Annotated in this window: 16 protein-coding genes; 8 read left to right on the top strand and 8 right to left on the bottom strand. The window is 51.0% G+C overall.

Annotation, left to right across the window (positions count from 1 at the left end; all coding sequences use genetic code 11):
* Positions 1–1,382 precede the first annotated feature (1,382 nt).
* Genes F4Y39_17320 through F4Y39_17295 form a run of 6 tightly spaced genes read left to right on the top strand, consistent with a single transcriptional unit; the run spans position 1,383 to position 10,057 of the window.
* Positions 1,383–4,424: a hypothetical protein gene (locus F4Y39_17320; protein ID MYC15485.1), complete on the top strand. Its 3,042-nt coding sequence runs from the start codon at positions 1,383–1,385 to the stop codon at positions 4,422–4,424.
* Between the two features lie 16 nt (positions 4,425–4,440).
* Positions 4,441–5,112: a hypothetical protein gene (locus tag F4Y39_17315; GenBank protein MYC15484.1), complete on the top strand. Its 672-nt coding sequence runs from the start codon at positions 4,441–4,443 to the stop codon at positions 5,110–5,112.
* 4 nt (positions 5,113–5,116) lie between these two features.
* Positions 5,117–5,740 carry a hypothetical protein gene (locus tag F4Y39_17310; protein MYC15483.1) on the top strand — a complete coding sequence of 208 codons (624 nt, stop codon included), beginning with the start codon at positions 5,117–5,119 and terminating at the stop codon, positions 5,738–5,740.
* 2 nt (positions 5,741–5,742) lie between these two features.
* Entirely contained in the window at positions 5,743–7,269 is a 1,527-nt protein-coding gene (locus F4Y39_17305) for a hypothetical protein (GenBank protein MYC15482.1), read from the top strand.
* A gap of 23 nt (positions 7,270–7,292) precedes the next feature.
* Positions 7,293–8,885, top strand: a complete 1,593-nt coding sequence (locus F4Y39_17300) for a D-aminoacylase (protein MYC15481.1) — start codon at positions 7,293–7,295, stop codon at positions 8,883–8,885.
* Positions 8,882–10,057: a methyltransferase domain-containing protein gene (locus F4Y39_17295; protein ID MYC15480.1), complete on the top strand. Its 1,176-nt coding sequence runs from the start codon at positions 8,882–8,884 to the stop codon at positions 10,055–10,057. Before F4Y39_17300 ends, F4Y39_17295 begins: the two co-directional genes overlap by 4 nt.
* 19 nt (positions 10,058–10,076) lie before the next feature.
* On the opposite strand, the gene F4Y39_17290 is transcribed toward F4Y39_17295, so the two are convergent.
* Positions 10,077–10,994 (bottom strand): ankyrin repeat domain-containing protein, encoded by a 918-nt coding sequence (locus tag F4Y39_17290; GenBank protein ID MYC15479.1) that lies wholly within the window; start codon positions 10,992–10,994, stop codon positions 10,077–10,079.
* 236 nt (positions 10,995–11,230) lie between these two features.
* On the opposite strand from F4Y39_17290, the gene F4Y39_17285 reads away from it, so the two are divergent.
* Positions 11,231–11,464 (top strand): DUF433 domain-containing protein, encoded by a 234-nt coding sequence (locus tag F4Y39_17285; protein ID MYC15478.1) that lies wholly within the window; start codon positions 11,231–11,233, stop codon positions 11,462–11,464.
* Positions 11,461–11,826, top strand: a complete 366-nt coding sequence (locus F4Y39_17280) for a hypothetical protein (GenBank protein ID MYC15477.1) — start codon at positions 11,461–11,463, stop codon at positions 11,824–11,826. Before F4Y39_17285 ends, F4Y39_17280 begins: the two co-directional genes overlap by 4 nt.
* Before the next feature lie 27 nt (positions 11,827–11,853).
* Here the strand turns inward: F4Y39_17280 and F4Y39_17275 are convergent, their stop codons facing one another.
* The 7 genes from F4Y39_17275 to F4Y39_17245 all read right to left on the bottom strand — a co-directional run bounded on the left by F4Y39_17275 (position 11,854) and on the right by F4Y39_17245 (position 21,261).
* Positions 11,854–12,528 (bottom strand): ABC transporter ATP-binding protein, encoded by a 675-nt coding sequence (locus F4Y39_17275; protein ID MYC15476.1) that lies wholly within the window; start codon positions 12,526–12,528, stop codon positions 11,854–11,856.
* Positions 12,529–12,722: 194 nt separating this feature from the next.
* Positions 12,723–13,619, bottom strand: a complete 897-nt coding sequence (locus F4Y39_17270; GenBank protein ID MYC15475.1) for a diacylglycerol kinase family lipid kinase — start codon at positions 13,617–13,619, stop codon at positions 12,723–12,725.
* A gap of 202 nt (positions 13,620–13,821) precedes the next feature.
* On the bottom strand, positions 13,822–14,877 hold the full coding sequence (locus tag F4Y39_17265) for a glycoside hydrolase family 3 protein (GenBank protein MYC15474.1): 1,056 nt from the start codon (positions 14,875–14,877) through the stop codon (positions 13,822–13,824).
* The gene (locus F4Y39_17260; GenBank protein MYC15473.1) at positions 14,874–15,740 is read right to left on the bottom strand and encodes an SDR family oxidoreductase; all 867 of its coding nucleotides are present in this window, start codon (positions 15,738–15,740) and stop codon (positions 14,874–14,876) included. Before F4Y39_17260 ends, F4Y39_17265 begins: the two co-directional genes overlap by 4 nt.
* Positions 15,721–17,553, bottom strand: coding sequence for an FAD-binding oxidoreductase (locus F4Y39_17255; GenBank protein ID MYC15472.1), 1,833 nt, complete (start codon positions 17,551–17,553; stop codon positions 15,721–15,723). The genes F4Y39_17260 and F4Y39_17255 overlap by 20 nt, the downstream gene beginning before the upstream one ends.
* 153 nt (positions 17,554–17,706) lie before the next feature.
* On the bottom strand, positions 17,707–19,647 hold the full coding sequence (locus F4Y39_17250) for a hypothetical protein (GenBank protein ID MYC15471.1): 1,941 nt from the start codon (positions 19,645–19,647) through the stop codon (positions 17,707–17,709).
* 9 nt (positions 19,648–19,656) lie between these two features.
* On the bottom strand, positions 19,657–21,261 hold the full coding sequence (locus F4Y39_17245) for a hypothetical protein (GenBank protein ID MYC15470.1): 1,605 nt from the start codon (positions 21,259–21,261) through the stop codon (positions 19,657–19,659).
* Positions 21,262–21,374: the final 113 nt, after the last annotated feature.

Below are 21,374 nucleotides of genomic sequence, written 5' to 3'. Positions count from 1 at the left end.
TAATTTGGTTCATAAATAGCTAATTATTTTTCCAAAAATTCCCGCTTTTATTAGTCTATGCATAATATTGTAAAATAAATATTTGGTATTAGTTACCATAATGGAATTTTAGGAGGTGATTTCCCCGTGTCAACTGATAAACGTTCTACACCTGCCGAGCGTGAGATTGAAAAGAAACTTAACGCGGAGTTGAACGAATCTGAAGAACGTTCTGATGATTCCAAGGCTAAGAAATTGATTGATAAAGAGATCGAAGCGGATGAGAAATAAATTAGGGCATCAAGCTATTCGCTCAATGCCCATTAACTTCCAGATGTGAAATGGAAGAGATACTTTCTTCTGGAAGTTACCCTTTCTCCTGCTCTTGAATCTGGATTTGTAGTTGTCTCATTCCGTACGGTAGTACGGGCGGATCATTTCTAATTATCTTACATTCCGTTGAAGATTTTACCAGTATAGTTTCCGCCCTCGAATTATCTATCCAGTTGCAGACAGTTTGATTTGGCTTCGGAATGCAAGCAATTATCGCAGGTCTAAAATTTTGGTCGGTCATAGTGAAAAATCTCCTGAAGAGTTAAATTGTTATGATCGGCTACGAGCAGAGCAATTCTTGGTCGGGTTGCTCTGCTCACTAATATATCAAACTTGTATCAATTGTCAATGAAAAGCTATTCTCATCGTATTGCCTTAATCATATCTTTGAGAAAGTGAATAACGATTGCCCTTTCTTGTGACGTTAAGATTACTTTCTCCGGTTCACCTCTACTCAGTATAAAGATTTTGCTATTCAACTTTCTGCTTAACCTATTCTTTGTCTCTTCGTCAAGTGAATCTATCAACGTTTCTATAATGGTTGATATGCAAAACATCAACTCTTTGTTGTCAGGGATGATACTCATACGAGGTTCCTTCCTTAGATAATTTATTCCAACATAAACGAGGAGGTGATTATATGATAGATCGAGAGTCCATGTTGACTTCAATGAGATCTGCTGGTAGATTGGCAGAACGCAGATTTTCAGCATTAGAGTTGCCAACTGGACTCATGTAGCAAGGGGTAAGGTTGTTTAACTAACACGATCTTACCCCTTGCTCTCGGCATAAGCTAAAGATGTGAAATTTACTTCCAATTCATTCTCTTTTGAATTACTTTCCACATCTTCAAGGCTTCATCAGAAACAGGATTACCTTTATCCTTTTTCATCTCAATTCACCTCACTTTCGAGAACGGGTTAAGGATTGGGATAAGTCAGGGGTGATTCCCAAGATTGCCCCTGACATTAAATTTAGATATATTTGCAATGAAAAGCAATCCTGCATTTAGGCTTATGTGGGAACCTAACAATAAGCCCTCAACCCGTTAATCCCATTAAATAAACACCATGTCTCACAAACTCACACAAACGATTCTCATTCTCCTGGCCCTGAGCACACAGGTACTCGCGCAATTTGACGCCAATCATCCCGAACTGAACTGGCGCGTCATTGAAACCGAACACTTCAAAGTCTATTACCATCAGGGGCTGGAAAAACTGGCTCCGCGTGCTGCCCAGGTCGCCGAAGACGCGTACGGCCCAATCGCGTCCTTTTACAATTTTGACCCCGACAGCAAAGTCCGCATCATCCTCAAAGACACCGAAGATTATGCCAATGGCGCGGCGTATTATTACCACAACACCATCGAAATCTGGGTCTCCAACCTCGACTTTGCACTGCGCGGCAGTACAGATTGGCTCCCAAATGTGATAACGCACGAATTGACGCACATCATCGCCCTTCAACTCGCCCGAAAATCCTCGCGGCGCATCCCCGCCATCTTCGTCAACTACCTGCAATATCAGGGTGAAGGCAAACGCGACGACATCCTCGCTGGCTACCCCAATGTCCTGGCTGCTTACGCCATTCCAGCCACCATCATTCCACCCTGGTTTGCAGAAGGGACGGCGCAATACATGGCACCGGGCGCACAACACGACCGCTGGGACTCGCACCGCGATATGATCTTGCGCCAGGCCACGCGCAATGGGAGCTTGCTCACCCGCGACGAAATGTCTGTCTTTGGCGCGAAAACAGGTCTCGGATTTGAAAAAGTATATGACCACGGCTATTCGCTCACCCTCTTTATTGTCGATACCTTTGGGCGCGACAAACTCCCCGAATTGTATCGGCAAATGAAAGTCTGGTGGCGCACGGATTTCGGCGGCGCAATCCGCGCAACTCTGGGCATCTCTGCAAGCGAATTGCACACGCGCTGGGTCGCATCGCTCAAAAAACGCTATGCGGATCAAAACGCACAGATCGAAACCAACCCCGCACAGGGCGACCTCATCCGCGACGATGGCTACCTCAACCTGCACCCCCGCTGGTCGCCCGATGGCACAAAACTCGCCTACCTCTCCAATAAAGGACGCGATTATGGGCGCACGAGTTTGATGGTCTATACCCTCGCCGACAGCAGCGTGGAACTCGCCGCTCCCAGCGCGGTCACAGCCTTTGACTGGTCAACCGATGGCGAACAATTCCTCTACGCGCGCCACAGCCAGCCCAACAAATATGGCGGGCGGCAATGGGACCTCTACACCATAGATCCCAAAGCCTCGAAATCGAGCCTGTTTCAAAATGTCAAAACCGCCATTGGCCTCGCGCGTGCCACCTTCCCCGGCGAAACGCGCCTCAGCACCGGCTCGCGCGGCATTCACCCGACCTATTCCCCAGACGGAACGCAAATTGCGTTTGTCAAAAATGGTGGAGGTAGCACCAACCTCTGTATCCTCGACATTGCAGCAGACACCATTCGCTACCTCACATCCTTCGACGATGGCTCACAGGTTGCCACCCCGCGCTGGTCGCCCGATGGATCGCAAATCGCATTCTCGCTCTACCGAATCAGCACCTCGCGGGATATCGCCACCATATCCGCAACAGGTGGCGATTACACAGTGCGCGTTACCTCCCGCGAAACCGATCGCGACCCGTGCTGGACACCCGATGGATCATCCCTCGTATTTGCCTCTGATCAAGACGGCATCTTCAACCTGTATCGCGTCAATCTATCCAGCGGCACAATAGACCGCCTCACCCGCGTGTACGGCGGTGCATTTCAACCCCACGTGCATCCAGATGGCGACCGCATCGCCTATGCCCACTACGGCAAAAACGCCTACGAAATTCGCGTTATCTCCCACCCGTTAAATGAACCCGTGGTAGCCAACATCTTTCAGGTTAACCCCTTCGCGGCCACAACGCCCAAACCCGCAATAGCGAGCCGCCCATACAAAAATGAATTTTCATCCACCACCATACTTCCGCGTCTGGCAATCGACAGCGGCAAACTCAAACTCGGCGCCATAGCGGGATCCGACGACGTCTTGCGAAAGCAAACCTTTTTTATCAGTGGCCTGCTCGCCCACGATCTGGATATGGATCTGTACGCGCTTTACGAATACCGCAAAAGACGGCCCACCTTTTTTCTGGAAGCCTACCGTATATCGCGCCACGTTGAAGAAGATATAATCAGCCGCGACGAAGATTTTCGCATCTACAACCGCACCTTCGCGCTGACGGGCATTGAAATAGGCGGCAAATACACCCTGAGACGCGGCGGTACGATCGACGCTCGTCTCGTGTATCATCGCACGGGCGCAGTTCTGGATCAAGCGCGGTTCAACGGCCTTAATCGCGATATAGTGGGCGCTACAACCCTCAACGGATTTGACCTCGCTCTCACCTATCGTCTCAATGCCATAGGCCGCTCGCGCGACTCGGAAATCAACCCCCGATCCGGACGCCGTCTCGCGCTGCGTTACGACCGCTATTTCAACTGGTTCATCAGCGGCTTTGAGGAAAACACCTCGCTAATTATCGAAACCTACGACCGCTATTTCTACAACCAACTCTCCCTCGACTGGAACGAATTTATCCCGGTTGCTCCCGGCCGCAGTGCGCTGAGCTTCCGCTTTTTTGGCGGCCTGATCGACAGCGAAGTTGACGACACCTTTGACTTCTTCCTCGGTGGCTTGCCCGGCATGAAAGGATATACGTTTTACAGCCTGGAAGGCCGCCGCGCCCTGATGTTGCGGTCGGCTTATCGCTTTCCCTTATGGTCGCGCATTGATCGACAAACCGGCCCGATCTACTCCGACCAACTCTACGGCGCATTCTTTGCCGGAATCGCCCGCGCCTGGGATGGCACATCCGACGATGCAATACTCAAACGCGGCTGGAAACGCGAACTGGGCACGCAATTGCGCTACGACGCCACCTCGTTTTATCTTTTTCCCACACGCGCCAGCATCGACGTAGCCTACGGCTTCGACCATGTGCCTTTGCAACGGGCTGGCGATCCACTTGAACGAAGCGGCTTGAAGATTTACTTTACATTGTTATTTGGATTTGTTACAGATGTTGGGAAAGGCAACTTTTAGCCAAAGGAATTGCCCCATGCGAAAATTCACACTCTGCACCCTTGTTTTTGCGCTCATGTGCGGACAGGCCGCTGCGGAAAAATCGCCTAAAACGGCCTTCTTTCTCTCACTACTTGTACCGGGTCTGGGTGAATTATATGCCGGGGCCAAAATACGCGCAGTCGGGTTTATGGGCGCAGAAGCCCTCACCTGGACCGCTTATGTTTCATGGCGGGGCAAAGGCAATGACATTAAGGAAGAATTTCGAGCGTATGCCGATCGGCATTGGCGGGAAGCGCGGTACAGCGCCTGGCGGGAATGGAACAAAACTCAGCCCGAGCCATATCACGAAACCCACGCCCTGCCCTCCAAAAGCGAAGACACGCAGCAGTATTACGAACTCATTGGCAAATACCATCAATTTGTCTATGGCTGGGACGATGTGACGGCTGACTTTTCCACCGATAACAAAAACGTGCCATCGTCACGCAGGCTGGACTATGAAACCCGTCGCAACGACAGCAACAAATACCTCAAACGCGCGTCTGTTGTCACAGGCCTGGCCGTACTCAACCACATTGCCAGTGCCATACACGCCTCGGCCTATACGCGCACACTGCAAAAACAGACCGGGCCGAGCTTGTGGATCGACATCACGCCGGTTGATAGCCATGGACGGTCCCTGGTCGAATTGAAAACGAGATTTTAGCATCATGAAAACACCATCCCAAATCCTGATCGTCTGCGCCTGTTTGCTCTCGCCATCTGTCGCATTTGCCCAAGAAGCGAAATCACCCAAAAAAGCCGCCTTTTTGTCGGTTCTTTTACCCGGTTTAGGCGAGCGGTATGCGGGCGGGCGAAAATCCGCGAAATTTTTTCTCTTCACCGAAGGCATGTTCTGGACGGGCGTATTTGCATTTAAAAAACTCAACACCACGCGAGAAAACACCTTCCGCGCCTATGCCGCGGCACGCGCTGGTGCAACCACGGAGGAAAAACCCAACTCTCACTACGACCGCCTGTCCAGTTACAATAGCATCTACGACTACAATGCCCGATTGCAATACGTCGAGGGCACATCGGTCACCCCACTGCCAGAAACGCCCGAAAACTTTTGGGAATGGGACACACCGTCTTCCCGCGAACACTTTCGAGAACTGCGAAGCAAAGCCACCTGGGCGCGCACACGCAGTTTTCTCTTCGTGGGCGCACTCATCTTCAATCGCTTTGCCAGCGCGTTAAACGCCGCCAGCATCGCCGCTAAAACCCGTCCTATTGCAACAGTCTCCCCCAATACCTCTGGGGACTTACAGGTGAGACTCTCAGTCTGGTTTTGACAATGCCTCCGCCAAAAACGCCCAAACGCGATTTGCGTTATATTCTTATTTTTTTTACCTGCTGCATTGCGCTTTCTTGCAGCGTAGCACACGCCCAACCCATCCCCCAAAGCGGAACCCACCTGATTCCACGCCAAACCACACCCTATCGCCCCGCAACCAAAATATCCTTCTCCACACCTTTCCGCGTTGGCGATACGCTCACGCTGCCGGCATACAGTTTTCAACTCGTTGGCGGCGGGAAATACCACACCACAACAACCTGTCGCTATGTAGGCAGCCACTGTTACATTTTTGTAGAAGATGACATGTGGAACACCCCGCGCGTGACACAAACGGGCATTGAATCCCTTGCCCTTGCATTTGATAAATCCACCGCACGCCATCCCGATCGCGGCATTTATGAAACTGTCACCGACCTCTTTGGCGATCCTCCAGATGTCGATGCCGATCCCCGCATACTCATCCTGGTACTCGACGTACTCGACAGTCCTATCACTGGCATCACATTTGTCGGTTATATCGATACCGACAACGAAGCCCCACCCGTCTCGCGCGAAATTATTTATATCGACGCCCGTCCTCTCGACATTGGCAGCAACCTCGCACGCGCCACACTCGCCCACGAATTTCAGCACTTGATCCACTGGAAAGCCGATTTCGACGAAGCCAAATGGCTCGACGAAGGGTGCTCGGAATACGCCGAACTCGCCTGTGGATACAAAGACACGACAGCAGCAGCGACCGAAAATTTTCTCTCGCTCGCGGTCAATACAGACCTCACCTATTGGGAAGATCAGTTTTTTGATTTTGACCAGGCGTATCTCTATATGACGTACTTCGCACAGCGCTATGGCGAGGGCGCACTCCGCAAACTCATCGCAGATCCAGACAGCAGCATAGCGAGCATCGACAATGTCCTTCAATCGCTCGACGCGCCCGAACGATTTGACCACCTCTTTGGACAATGGGCCGCTGCTATGTACCTCGACGGTGAGGGCGACCTCGGCTATCGCGCCATTGACCTGCATCCCGCAAAGCGCGAAATCCTCACAATTCCGACCAATAACCTCACGCGACGCGCCACGCGCTGGGGCATAGACTATCTCGCTTTGGGCGAAACACCCGGCCTCGCCTTCACAATCCAATCCACAGGTGACAACGACCTCCTCGTCACACTCATCGCCGACGGAGAGCACCCCTTTGCCGCACCGATCCCCATTTCAGCCTTACAGAGCAAACGCATTCACACATCTGGCAATATTGCCAGAACCCTCGCCATCACCTCCACATCTGGCACAACACTCGGTTACACCCTCTCCGTATCTGAACTCGTATCCGGTCCCGCAGCCTCAGACTTTGATGGCGACGGGGAAATCGGCTTCTCGGACTTCCTTGCTTTTGCCTCTGCCTTTGGCAAAACCGCAGGCGACGTTGGCTTCGACCCCACCTTTGACCTCGACGGCGACCTGCGCGTTACCTTCTCTGACTTCCTCATCTTTGTCAAGAACTTCGGTGCAGACCTTTAACATAAAAAACGAAAGGCAATCCCATGCCAATCACGACCCTTATTCACTCAGGCAAAATAATCGACGGCACCGGCAACCCCTATTTCTACGGCGACATAGCTCTTGAGAACGGCAAGGTCTCCACCATCGAACCGCCGGGGACCATCCCCCGCGACGGCATAGACGAAATCGTCGATGCATCAGGTCACATCGTCTGTCCCGGCTTCATCGACATCCAGAGCCACTCCATCGTTCCACTCATGCGCGATGGCCGATGCCTCTCCAAAATCACACAGGGCATCACGACCGAAATCATGGGCGAAGCGTGGACCCCCGCACCTGTCGGCGGCTCCAATACCCTCTCGCGATCTCTACCCAAAAACTGGCGGGAACGCGCGCGGGACTGGCATCGCTTCGGCAACTGGCTCGACGCCATGATCGAAGCTGGTGTCTCGCCCAACGTCGGCTCCTTCCTCGGCGCGGGCACCCTGCGCGCGCAGGCAATGGGCATGCGGATGGGCGAGCCAACCCCCGACGAAATGAAAACCATGCATCGCATCATGGCCGAATCCATGGAAGACGGCGCCTTCGGTCCCTCCTATGCCCTCATCTACCCGCCGGACACATATACCAGCACGGATGAAATCGTCGAAATCTGCAAGACAGTGGCACGATTCGGCGGCATCTACATCACCCACATGCGATCCGAAGCCGACAAACTTCTCGAAGCCCTGGACGAAGCCATTGAAATCGGACAGCGCGCCAACCTCCCGGTCGAAATCTACCACCTCAAAGCCGTTCCCGAACGCAACTACCCCAAGATGCACCAGGTCATTGCGCGCATAAATCAGGTACGCGCCGAGGGCCTCGACATCACCGCCGATATGTATCCCTACACAGCCAGCGGCACCGGCCTATCCACTGTCCTGCCCACCTGGGTAGCTGCAGACGGCAAATTCTTCGACAACCTGCGCGACCCCGACATCCGCGCGAAAATCGTCTCCGAAGTCAGAAACCGCCAGGGCGAAATTCCCCGTCGTCCCGACCGAATCGCTCCAGTCGGATTTAAAAAACCTGAAAATCAGCAGTACATCGGCAAGCGTCTTTCTGAAATTGCCGAGATGCGCGACCAGGACTGGATAGAAGCCACCATCGACCTCCTGCTCTCGGAAAACCAGCGCATCTTTACCATCTACCACACCATATCCGAAGACAATGTCCGTCTCCAACTTCAGCTCCCCTGGATCAAAGTTTCCACCGACGCGGGCGGCGTCGATCCAGAACGGACTGCTGCTGAGGGACCGCTCCACCCCCGGTCGTACGGAACCTATCCCCGCGTCCTGGGCCACTACGTCCGCGACGAAAAGCTCATGCCACTTGAGGAAGCCATCCGCAAAATGACCTCCTCAGTCGCCAATCGCCTCTCACTGTGGGACCGCGGGCGACTCCAGCCCAACTACTGGGCCGACGTCGTCGTCTTTGACCCCGACACCGTCGCCGACCGCTCGACATTCGACGATTCCCACCAGCTCTCTATCGGCATCAGAGACGTCTTCGTCAACGGCATCCGCGTCCTCGAAAATGGCGAACACACAGGCGCAACCCCTGGAATGTTCGTCAAGGGTCCGGGCGCATGAGTGGGAAAACCCTTGAGAGAAGACTAATGACCAGCACTAAAAATACAGACCTGTTGCAGCGTGATTTCATCGACATGCTCAAGGCGACGGGTAGTTTGAAGAATAAGGCAATAGAACATGCCCTCCAATCGACACCGAGACATCGATTTGTCGATCGAATCCATGCATTGGGAAAACAGAAAGGCTTAATTGAAGTCGATCCGAAATGTCCCACCTCGAGCCAATTAGAGAGAATTTATTCCGACGAACCTTTGCTCAGCCACCTCAACCCACCAAGCTCGACATCGCAACCTTCTCTCGTCGTTCACATGCTGGACGTCCTATCCGTTCGCGCGGGACATCGCGTATTTGAAATTGGCGCAGGCACCGGATGGAACGCCGCTCTATTGGCCCATCTCGCGGGTCCTGAAGGACATGTTGTGACAATGGATATTCAATCCGATGTTACGCGCAGGGCACGCCGTCACTTGAAGCGACAGGGCACAAAAAATGTTCGTGTAATAACGGGTGATGCATCAAAAGGCTATGCGAAAGAAGCGCCTTATGATCGGCTGATCACCACGGTTACATGCCCAACCCTGTTCTCCGCCTGGTGGGAGCAACTATCGTCCAAAGGCGTAATGGTATTGACGTTGAACGACTTCCCGGGTGGGATCCAGTGCCTCATGTTGAAGTTACAAAAGCGAAAAGATCATCTCAGTGGGGAGGTAATTTCTCTTCCTGGATTTATGCTATTCACAGGCAGACATGGAATGACTCCTCAGTGGGATCAGGCTCAGAAATTGGTCGAGGAATTTGCCGAAAAACGACCAGCCGCCAAAGAGCGCGCTTCCTGGGCGGATATACAAGACGGAAGGAATAGCTGGACTTTACGGAGGGATCTGGCGTTCTTTGCTCAACTTCAGGGATTAACCGTAATACCTATGCAGAATGCTTTTGTACTCACCAACCACAATAGATCGAATATCTGTATCATACACGAAAATCACATAACTGCATACGGAGGGAGGGAGTGTTTCGACAAACTCAAAGAAGCGCAAACAAAATGGCTTCATTCAGGTACACCATCCCGCCAGGACTACTGCGTAGAAGTATGGCCGAGTACTGTCTATGGAAAAAATAGCTGGGAGCTACGCCACGAAGATGTAACCTTCATTTTTAGCCTAAAATGACACGGACGCGGACAGACCACTATGTGATCACACCGCGCTTGCGAAGCACATCATCCACCTCATCATCGCCCGTCAATTTGTCGGCAAAGTTGAACTCCGATCCCGCATTGAGCAGCAATTCGATCACTCCCGCATAATCGGCGTCTGGCGCAGGATGATTTGCCAGAAAATACATTGTTGAACCAAGCGCTGTACCACCATAGTCATTTTTTGACTCAATAGAAGCCCCGCAATCCAGAAGCATCTCGACCGTATCTCTTCGACCGCGTTGTGATGCCAGCATCAATCCCGTATTATTCGCCCCGCCCCTTGCGTCTATATCCACGCCGCGTTTGAGAAGACATTCTGCCACCCCAGTGTGTCCATACTTGCAAGCAGACCAGAATGCCTCTTCCAATTCCCCACGGGATATACCTCCCTCATCGACAAATCTCTCGACCAGTTCAAGCTCCCCCAGGCCAGCGGCGACTTCGACATTCATAATCTTTGCACCGCATTTGAGAAGAGCCTGAACCGACTCGGGATACTCAGAACTAAGCGCGAGCCTCAGTGGTTCACCATCTCCCTTTATCCCATCTACTCTGGCACCCGCATTGACGAATACGCTCACAAGCTCAGCAGCGACACCCGATTTATGTGGGTGAAAACTGGTCACCAGTGAAACAAGGGGTGTCGTCCCCGATCTCCCATCCAAAAACGTAGCATCTATCTCAGCACCAGCATCAATAAGCACATTTGCAACATCGACTGCGTTAGTCGGTGTCCTCTGCCGTTCATCTTCCACGCCATTTGCCGCCACATAGTGAATCAACATCGCCCTATGCGCTCTGGATGATCGCATGCGAATCAGATCAGGCTCTCTCTCGAGCAGCGATTTGAGCGTCTCAATATCACCGGAAATCACAGCATCAACTGCTTCCTCAAATTTCTTAGCCATATTTATTTATTCCTTAACAGTTAGAATTGCAAAAACGGTCGAGGTTTGCGATATTATCCAATATGCTGTGCAAAAAACCTTATAGTGTGGGGAACTTATGAAAACGATTCAAATGGAAATTTTAGAAAAAAAACATCGCGATGGATATAAAAAACACCCTGTAACAGAAGGTGAATTTGACATCTGGGAAACAGAACAAGTTTGGGGTGATCAATGTTGTATAGAAGGAGCTCAAAATGAAATTTGACCGCATAACCTTTGATCCTAAAATGATGGGGGGACGCGCGTGTATCCGCGGCATGCGTGTAACGGTTTCTCTTTTGGTCAATTTGGTTGCAAATCGGATGTCAACAGAAGAGATTCTTGAAGCTTATCCTTATCTCGAAGCTGAGGATATTCAACAAGCACTTCAATACGCTGCATGGCTCGCTGAAGAATCTATCCATCCACTCGAACATGCGGCCCCATGAAATTTCTTGCCGACATGGGTATATCCCCTCATACCGTATCTTTTCTTCAAACACAGGGATATGACGCGATTCACCTCCTTGAGCAACACCTTGAGCAACTATCAGATATTGAAATTTTTGAAAAAGCGCGTTATGAATCTCGCATCATCCTGACACACGATTTAGACTTTGCCGATATTCTTGCGGCCACTCAGGTTATCCTTCCCAGCGTAATCATCTTTCGTCTTAGAAATATGACACCACAAAATGTGAATCTATATCTTCTAACGATTCTCAAACAGCATCAAAATGATTTAAGGCAAGGTACTGTTATCAGTGTTACAGAAGGACAAATCCGCAAGCGCCAACTACCAATCCCTTAACCGCATCTGATCAAAACATTTACCTGTTCAAACCCCCTCATCCCTCACCACTTCCCCATCGAGCAAATGCACAATGCGTTTGCTATAGCTTGCCCACTTTTCCGAATGCGTCACCTGCACAATAGTTGTTCCCTCCCCGTGCAATTTAGTGAACAAATTCATCACATGCTCGCCCTGTGTCGAATTTAAGTTTCCCGTGGGTTCATCTGCCAGAATCACGCGTGGTTTAATCACCACGGCTCGCGCAACACCCACGCGCTGTTGTTCGCCGCCGGACAATTGATGGGGAAACAAATCCTTCTTTTCCACCAGATCAAACTCATCCAGCATCGCATTCACCATCTCCTCGCGTTCATCCCCCTTCACCTTCTTGTACAACAAAGGCGTCTCGATATTGCCGTACACAGTCAACTCATCAATCAAATGATAACTCTGAAACACAAAACCGATATTGTTCTTGTGGCAATCTGACCGCTCGCGCTCGCGCATCTTATGCACGGCTTCGCCATCAAACAAATATTCCCCTCTATTCGACGAATCCAGCATACCCATAATATGCAACAACGTGGATTTGCCCGAACCAGAAGGTCCCATAATAGATACAAACTCCCCGGACGCAACCTCCAGATCAATCCCCTGCAACACAACCGTCCGGATAAAACGCGACGAATACCACTTTTGAACACCCGACATTTGAATCATCTCGCACCTCCTATATAATCCACTTCTGAAAAACCGATTAGATTGTAACTTCCATCTAATGCAATATCCGTGCCAAAATTTTTATCTCACTATTTTTCAATATGTTATAAAAAATCAACCAAATTTAACAACGCCACAGGTGTCCGGAAATGATACACTAGTGTCCGAAAATGAACACTTAAAACCAAAATTCCCTATACCTTCACCCTCAACGCACCCGAAACAACCTCTATCATTGCGGGAACCTCACACATCGGTTCCCCATCGGCAAAAATCCACAGGGAATCATCGGACTCAATCTGCAAAGTTCTCGTCTGCACAACGCGCACAGCAGAATGACCAACATGAGCGCCGGAATACGCGCGCAAAAACATCCGCAGAACCGTCCAGCGCGAAACATCTGCCACAATGCACAAATCCAGCACCCCATCGTCAAAAATGGCATCAGGTGCAATTTTAATCCCACTCCCATAAAAAGGCGCGTTCGCCGTTGCCGCCAGCAAAACACGCCCTTCAAAAACGCCAAAATCTCCCCGCAAACGCACAAGAGGAGACCGATATCCAAATAGCGTTTGCAAAACCGCCAGACAATAGGACGCTGTCCCACCCAATCTCGAAGGTCGAGATCGCGCCCTTTGCGCCACCGCCGTATCGAAACCTAAACTCGCAACAGTCGTAAAAAACCGGCCGCCAGTTTTCCCCAGATCAATCGCGCGATCCTCTCCATGCACCAGCGTATTGACCACATCCTTCACATCACTGGACAGTCCCAACGCCCGTACCAAATCATTCCCCCGGCCACAGGGCACAACCCCCAAAACCGCGTCTGAATTTGCAAGCCCATTGACCACCTCATGCACTGTCCCATCCCCCCCACACGCAGCAACCTGTCTTGCCCCACGCGCCAACGCTTCCCGCGCTAACCGCTCGCAATCGCCCGGTGCTCCCGACATCATCAAATGGGCATTTACACCGCGCTCGCGCAACAAATCCGCAACCCGCTCACCTATGCGCCTTGCACGACCACGTCCCGAAACGGGATTTGCAATAATTGTCCAGTGATTTAACATAAGCTGAAAAAGAAAACTCACCTCGCAATGAGATGAGTAGAGTCGAATCCGAAGCAGGCGGGAACGATTCTATTGAGCTTAGGGGGTAACTTAGGGGGTGACTTAAGGGGTAGCTTGGATGGTAACTTAGATGGTAACTTGGATGGTAATTGCCAACCGGGCATCCGCCTCAGATCGCACTTCTGGGTTTGGATGCAGGTCAGAAGACGTCACATCCTCTCCCTTAAATTCTGAACCTCTGTTTCAATTTTTGAATCCGATTAAAAGATTCGCAAATGCGATCTTCTTCAACAACGCCATCTGCTACCGCCTGTACAATGGCATTTTTTACATCGTAAACTTGTTCAATATTGTATTCCCCAATCTGGTTGGCGAGCAAAATCATATCAACACCTGCTTTTACAGCCTCAACAACCGCTTCCGTCAACCCATACGCCTCGACAATCGCCCCCATCTGCATATCGTCAGAAATAACGACTCCATCAAAACCCATCTCATATCTGAGGAGCCTCGTCATAATATCGTGCGACAAAGTTGCCGGTCTCCCGCTCTTGTCGAGCTTCCGATTTACAATATGCGCGGTAAGAATCGGATCTGCATAGCCTTTCTGGATGAATTTTTGATACGGCAAAAGCTCCTTCTCACGTCGGTATGTCTCCGTAACATCTGTAACACCGAGATGCGTATCCCCTGCCGCACTTCCGTGTCCGGGAAAGTGTTTTAGCGTCGGTATCACCCGCCGTTCTTGATGCGCCTTACTAAACGCATTGGCATGCGCCACCACAGTCCTCGGAACATCGCTAAAAGACCGTTCTATCGCGCCAATAGCCGGGCTTTTGGTATCTATATTCACATCGACAACCGGAGCAAAATTCCAGTTAATCCCCATATCTTTCAATTCGCGCGCAAGAGCATCTGCTACCTTTTTCGTCTTACCCAGAGACTGTCTGCCGAGTTTTTGAGCAGAGGGCACAGAAACAGTAAAACCATACTCCTCTTTCAGCCGATTGACATACCCACCCTCTGCATCAACCGCAATAAAATAGGGTGCTATATCCTGAAGGGCTGAGGTCAAAGCGCGAAGTTGGTGCGGAGACGTAATATTCCGCACCAACTCACCTTTACTCGGCAAATCATAATCAAAAAGCACAACCCCACCGGGTTGAATATCCCGCAGAAGCGCAGCAATATCCCCATATAGAACATCGCCGCGAAAACCGATCATCAGCATCTGTCCCACGGCTTCTTCTATGGAAGTTCCAGGATCACCAGGCGTCACGCCATATCTCCCAAACCCTGATCCTTCATCTTCCTCTTCACCAGCCACTCGACAATTTTGGGATGAATCACTTGAAGAAAGGGCAATGCGCGGTGGTGCCAGGGAAGCACCAATTCGCGCTTCTGTTTTCGCATAGCTTTCAAAATTGCCCTACAACAAGATCTAAGAGAAAGCGCCTCTTTATTGTGCCGCTGTGAGGAATCGCCCAGTGCTTCACCATCCTTCCCAAAAGCGTGCCGTCTCAAATTCGTTCCCTGAAGCCAATGCGGCAAAACCGTCAACACATGCACATCTTCAACTTCCAGACGCAGAGCATTTAAAAAACCCAGCACCGCGTGCTTTGACGCGCCATATCCCGTATGCAGAGGCACACCAAATTTGCCCTGCAAAGATGCAATGGCCACGATCATACCCTTCGAAACTTTCAAATGTGGCAATGCCGCATGAATGCAATAAACCAAACCGAGATAATTGGTCTCCATCAACTTGCGAAACACTTCCAAATCTTCCACCTCATCAAACCGCGCCCACATACTGATCCCGGCATTGGCAATCAAATAATCTATGCAGCCAAATTCTGCAATCGTCGCCTCAACCAACTGCTCACAATCTTCGACCTGTGTCACATCCCCCACCACCGTCACCACCTGTGCGCCCAAATCCCGACACTGCTCAGCCGTCTCGCTCAGCTTTCCCTCTCGCCGAGCAAACAATGCCAGATGTGCGCCCTGCTTCGCAAGTTCCAGAGCCAACGTCGCCCCAAGTCCCGAAGACGCGCCTGTAATAATCGCTACCTTATTGCAAAACATCGCGCCATTCAAAATCAGTTGGTCCTTTCCATTTTCAATCCGCAAACGCCCCATTGCCAATGGCAAAGATATTATTTGGATCCATCGCCTTTTTCATCTGCCGCAGTACTGCAATGCTATTTTCGCTTTGAATCTGCGGCAAAAAGCCACTGCGGAGCTTGCCCACGCCGTGATGGTGCGACAAAGACCCGCCATGATCTAAAATCTCCTGCCGCAACTGGCGCTCAATCGCGTGATAAACGCCAACCGAATCCTCAAGCCCCTGCGCGCAAAAACCCATAGTAAAATAAATGCACACACCCGTGTGATAGGTCTGCGTCACGCGATAGGCCAAAAAGGGCTTACCTGGCACGCCGTATTCTTCACACAAAACAAATAGCTTCTTTTCCACCGCACCAATAACATCGTGAATATTAGTCCACGGCACAGAAGTCTCAAATGTCTCGCCCAAAATGTGAAACTGAGTAAAAAAATCGCGAATATACGCAATCCCAAACGTCAACATATACCCCCGCTCGCCCCTGTGCGCTCCGCCCGAAATACCACCGTATTTCTTCGCCAAACGAAAAATCGTCTTTGCCTGCTGCCGGACCTCGTCTTTTGTGCCCTCCATCACAATCGTACACGCCACCAACTGCTCTGGATCAAATCCCTTGACCTTAACCAAAAAAAATTGCTGAATATCCTGCTGGAGCTTCTTGAATCCTTTTACCTCGGGCTTCAGCGCCTGCCCAAGCTGTAATTCCGTATTGTTCACCAGCCGAATACTCGCCGGAACTTGCCCTGTCTGCCGAAGTGCCTTTAAGTAAGCCACACCCCGTTCAAATGACGGAAACACCAGCGAGCCAAACTCCTGTGCTTCGGGCTGTTTATGGATCTTTATCGTCGCCCGGGTAATAATCCCCAAATTGCCCTCGCTACCAAACAAAAACGACCTGGGCTGCACACCTGTCGAATTGCGCGGCGTCGCATGGTGTGTCTCCACCTCCCCCGTCGGCGTCACCAGCGTGGCCTCTATCACAATATCCTCAATATTGCCATACCGGTTCTTCTTCATACCACTGGCATTGGTCGCAATCCATCCCCCCAGAGTTGAAAACTCCAGACTATCTGGATCGTGTCCCGACGTGTATCCCAATTTATTTAGCGCAATCTCCAATTGCTTACCCGAAATGCCCGCTTGCACACACGCTTGAAAATTCTCTTCATCCACCTGCACAATGCGATTCATACGGCGCATATCCACCGACGCGACCATCCGCGACTCTGAAGTCGGAATTGCGAGCGCACCGCTCACATTCGTCCCGCCACCATAGGGCACCAGCGCCACATTGTGGTCATTTGCAAGCTGGATAATAGCCTGAATATCCGCTTCTTCCTCTGGAAACAACACCACATCCACCAGACGTTCGGGCGGTCGATGGTACAAAATTTGATACACCTCATCCACGCTCAACTGCCCATGACTATGCACCAGACGCTCTATGTCCTCCTGAGAAACCCCATCTTCATTGAGCGCATCGCGCACCGCCCTCAAAAATTCATCATTTGCCACGGGCGCGGGCAAATCGCGGTGCTCGACCTCTTGCCCCATATCTTCGGGACGGACCGGCACATCGAGCACCTCTTCGACAAAAGGCAAAAAATACGGCATCCGATAGCCACATAACGGATACCGCGTTCCCGTCACATGCACGGTCCTGTCATCGTCAAACTCAAACCGCGTATCCTTATACCCCCACTTGTGTGCAAACCGCTCGCCTTCTGCCCCCTCAGAAAAACGGTCTTTACTGGCAAAAGCGCGACGCCCTCGAACGAGCAAAAATACCAGCACCAGTAAAAATGCGACAACCATCAGTTCATTCATTTCACACCTCACAAAGTGCGAATAGACGAATAGACGAATAGACGAATAGACGAATCCCGCCCCACCACCCAAAATCACTACTAACTCCTTCGCTGATTCGTTGATTCGTTGATTCGCCGATTCGTTGATTCGTTGATTCGTTGATTCGTTGATTCACGACTCTTCCGGATTCAACAACGTCGCAATATGCACCGCTTGAAACAGCGCGGCAGCCTCGGACTGAATCCGCAGCGACCGTCTTTTGGGCAGTAAAGTCGTCTCCCCCAACATGGGCGGTGAGACCCACACATTGACCTGCCCCGGATTAATATTGATATTGCCCTTTGGACACTTGGGCCACAGCGCGTGAAGCCCGCGGTACGCAATCGGCACAATCACCACATCCTGGGGCAATTGTGCAAACACTCCGTGTTGAAGCGGAAATTGCTGAACCGCAAAAGCAGCGGTCGTCGCCATGGGATAAATAACGCCCGGACGCTCTGTCAATGCCTGTGCCACGCGCTGTGTCGTATGGCCCGCAGCACGGGATCGCTCGAGCATCACATAGCCATCGACATTTTCCAGAATCTGATCAAAAACCTCAGACGTCATCCCAAACTGCGTGATCTGTTTCGACCCAATTTTGATACCCGAGCGCGCCAGCCCAGTACGCGCCAGAATCACACAAGGTTCGGGTCTTTCCCATCCCATCGCATTCATAAACTCTCGAGACTGCAAAACTTTGTACAAAACGGGATGGTCAAACAAACTCTGATGCGTTGGCAAAAAGATAAGACGCCGATCTTCTGCATCGGCTCCCAAATCTCGTACAATGGCTTCAAAATGGGGATCGATATAAACGTTGACGCGAATATCAAAAATATCCAGCGTGCGACGTCCCCAATCGAGCCAGGTGCGCCATCCGGCTTCGCGGCGACGGATGGGATCGGCCTCTCTTTCCAACAATTTCTTTTTTTGACGTCCTATCTTGAGCGAAGTCCCCATCCACCGGGCAAAACGCATTCCTCGCTGCAACTTTGAAAATTGCCCCCGACGTCCGACATTGGGATATTCCAAAAATCGTCCCCGTGCCGTATCTGCGAGCAAAGCGGGAATTTCCATACGCGAAACACTTTGTCCAACACGATCGATTTGCGCGTTCACATCGCATATTAGCTTAACCGACAAATCAATCATATCCCGCGTCAAATAACTATATTCCTGCCCATACCAATACAACCTGGGACGCAGCCTGGTGGGATCTTCCTGATGCGCGTGCAAAAATTCAATCAACAGCGCCTTGATGTCCAGCACATCATCATCTATCCCATCCGCATCCACATCGTCGCGCAACTGCGCCAAAGCCACCTCCGCATCCACAATAACCTTCCACACCGACACGCCAAACCAGCCAAAATTCGTCAAATAATTATACCGCGTTGACAGCAACCCTCCCGCGGCGATCAAATTGAGCGTGCGCTGTGCCACATCTTGCAGCAAATCGCGCAAAGATCCCTCAATCCGCTCGCCATCTCGTTCACAACTGTACTCCTCGGCCCAGTGCGCATCCTCATCCGCCTCCACATTGTCAAGCGCCTCTGCAACAGCGCGGGCGTGCGACATTGGCACTTGTGTAATATGCACCTGAGCCAATGCCTCTTCCACGGCTTCGGGCGCGTGTAGCTCCGCCTGTGCCAGAGCCTTCAAATACAGGGATTGATACAACCTCAAAAAATCTTTCGCATCCCCGCGGCCTCGCTCGACAAATTGTCGCCTGAGTTGCAAATAAATTCGGCTGCCCAGGTGATATTGCGGAAGCAACTCCGCAAAAGGACGATACGCCTCGTCCAAACGCTCATCGCGAACCTCGGGCAAACCTTGAAAAATCGCATCCACAAGCTGTGCGCGAAATAGCAGCGCCTCCATATCCATCGCACCGCTCTGACTTTTGGGCCAGACAAGCGCATCTGGATCGAGATCGTCAAAATAGCCATCGTGACGCACCGCTTCGAGCATAAGCTGAACCGATTGGTCATAAATAGCCAACATCTGCTCCAGATCGTCGAGCAGTGTTTCGTGCAATGGGCGAGTATCCGATCTATCGCGTGAGGTCATGGGAGAAGCCTAAACACCTGTCTTGAGCACATGGCGTTGCAAGCCGGGAATGTGAACCTCTTTTACGTAAGAGGGCCAATCGATGCGCGAAACATCACAATTAAAAATTTCTCTATCTTCTGCATCCATGCTGTCAAACAACTGATTCATATTGTCGTTTTGAAATACGCAATCCAGAGAAATATAAGAACCGTAAATATCGGTAAGCGACAGCGTATTTTCCAAAGTGGCATTCAAAATCGACAAATGGCGTTTGCGTTTTGAAACATTGACCAGCGGCACCAAATTCAGTGCCCGTTGCAAAATTTTGAGGGGCAACAAATACTTATAGCGCAACTTTCGACGAAATTGTGACAGCGTCGGATAGGTCCACGGCGTCACCGCAATGGGTTTGCCATTGCGGTCTCGCATTGGATTGTTCACAAAATACTCGTACACATACTGGACGACCTCACCTACCTTCACCGGATTCTTTGCACTTGTTGTCACATGGTAAACCTTCAAATCGGCATTTTCATGGATGGAAGGCAAAACACCGATAATCACATTGATAATAATATCCACGGGAATAACGTCTAAAACCGCTTCTGGACGCGCGGGAAAATCCGTCAAACGCCCCTTGCCGTAGTGTACAATAAGTGGATCGGCCACTTTTAGCCCTTCCAGCCATCCCGGTTCTGGATCGGACAAACTGCTCTCAATAATAGAAGGGCGCACGATCACAGTTGGCAAATCGCCCCGGGTCTTGGCAACCATCTGCTCGCCCATGGCCTTGGTAAAAGAATAACTGTCGTGCCAGCCCAACTCTCGCCCGCGCTTTATCCCGCGTGCCACCATCCGTTCTCGCACCCATCGCTGGCGCAAAGCCTCCAACTGGTGTTCCCGCCGATGCGCTGTAACGCGCTTGCCCCGGTTCTGCCGGTCGAGCAAACGCGTAAATTCCGCAAACCGCTCCGGACTTCGCGACGCCGCCTCTACTTCGCGGCTATACGCCAGAATACCTTCAATTTCCGAATCCAGACTATAATCGGGCGCGCGACCATTTCCCATTTGTTGTGCCACCGTTTGATCGGGCACGGGCGCGTCTTCAGAAATGATCCGCTTTTGCCGTCCATTGACATAAGCCGTTGAAACATGCACGAGCACGGCATCGCGACACGCCTTGGCAAATTCGACAACGCGCCTGGCCCCAAGCGTATTTTGCATCAGCGCCGTATCCAGAGGCGCGTCGAAAACCACATTGGCTGCGCTGTTAATCACAATATCGACTTCACTGGCCAACTGTGTATATGTCTCGGCGTCCATGCCGAGGTGATCTTGTGTCAAATCGCTCGGCACCGCAATGACTTTTTCGCGCATCACAATGTCAAAACGATCCCCGAGTTTTGCGCGCAATCGCGCAAAAGCACTGGATTGCAAAATCTCCCTTTGCAGCCGGTCTTCGGCACTAATGGGCTTGCCCCCTCCCCGCCTTTGAGGGCGCACCATAAGATAAATGCGCCCAACATCTGGCGCATGGCAAAGGATTTTTCCCACCAATCCCTTGGCCAAAAAACCAGTTGCACCTGTAACAAAAAGAACCTTGTGGTTCAAAAATGGAATAACAACACTCATAAAAGACCCCGGTATCCACAAAAAAAATTAAAACGCAACAGCACTAAAAACCACCTTCCCAATTAAAGGAGTCCATTGGACTTATGTCAACCTCTTTCTCGCGCAGTTCACAA

It is taken from the genome of Gemmatimonadota bacterium (assembly GCA_009838845.1).
In the GTDB taxonomy this organism is placed as follows: domain Bacteria; phylum Latescibacterota; class UBA2968; order UBA2968; family UBA2968; genus VXRD01.
This window is presented reverse-complemented; position numbering and strand designations above follow the sequence as displayed.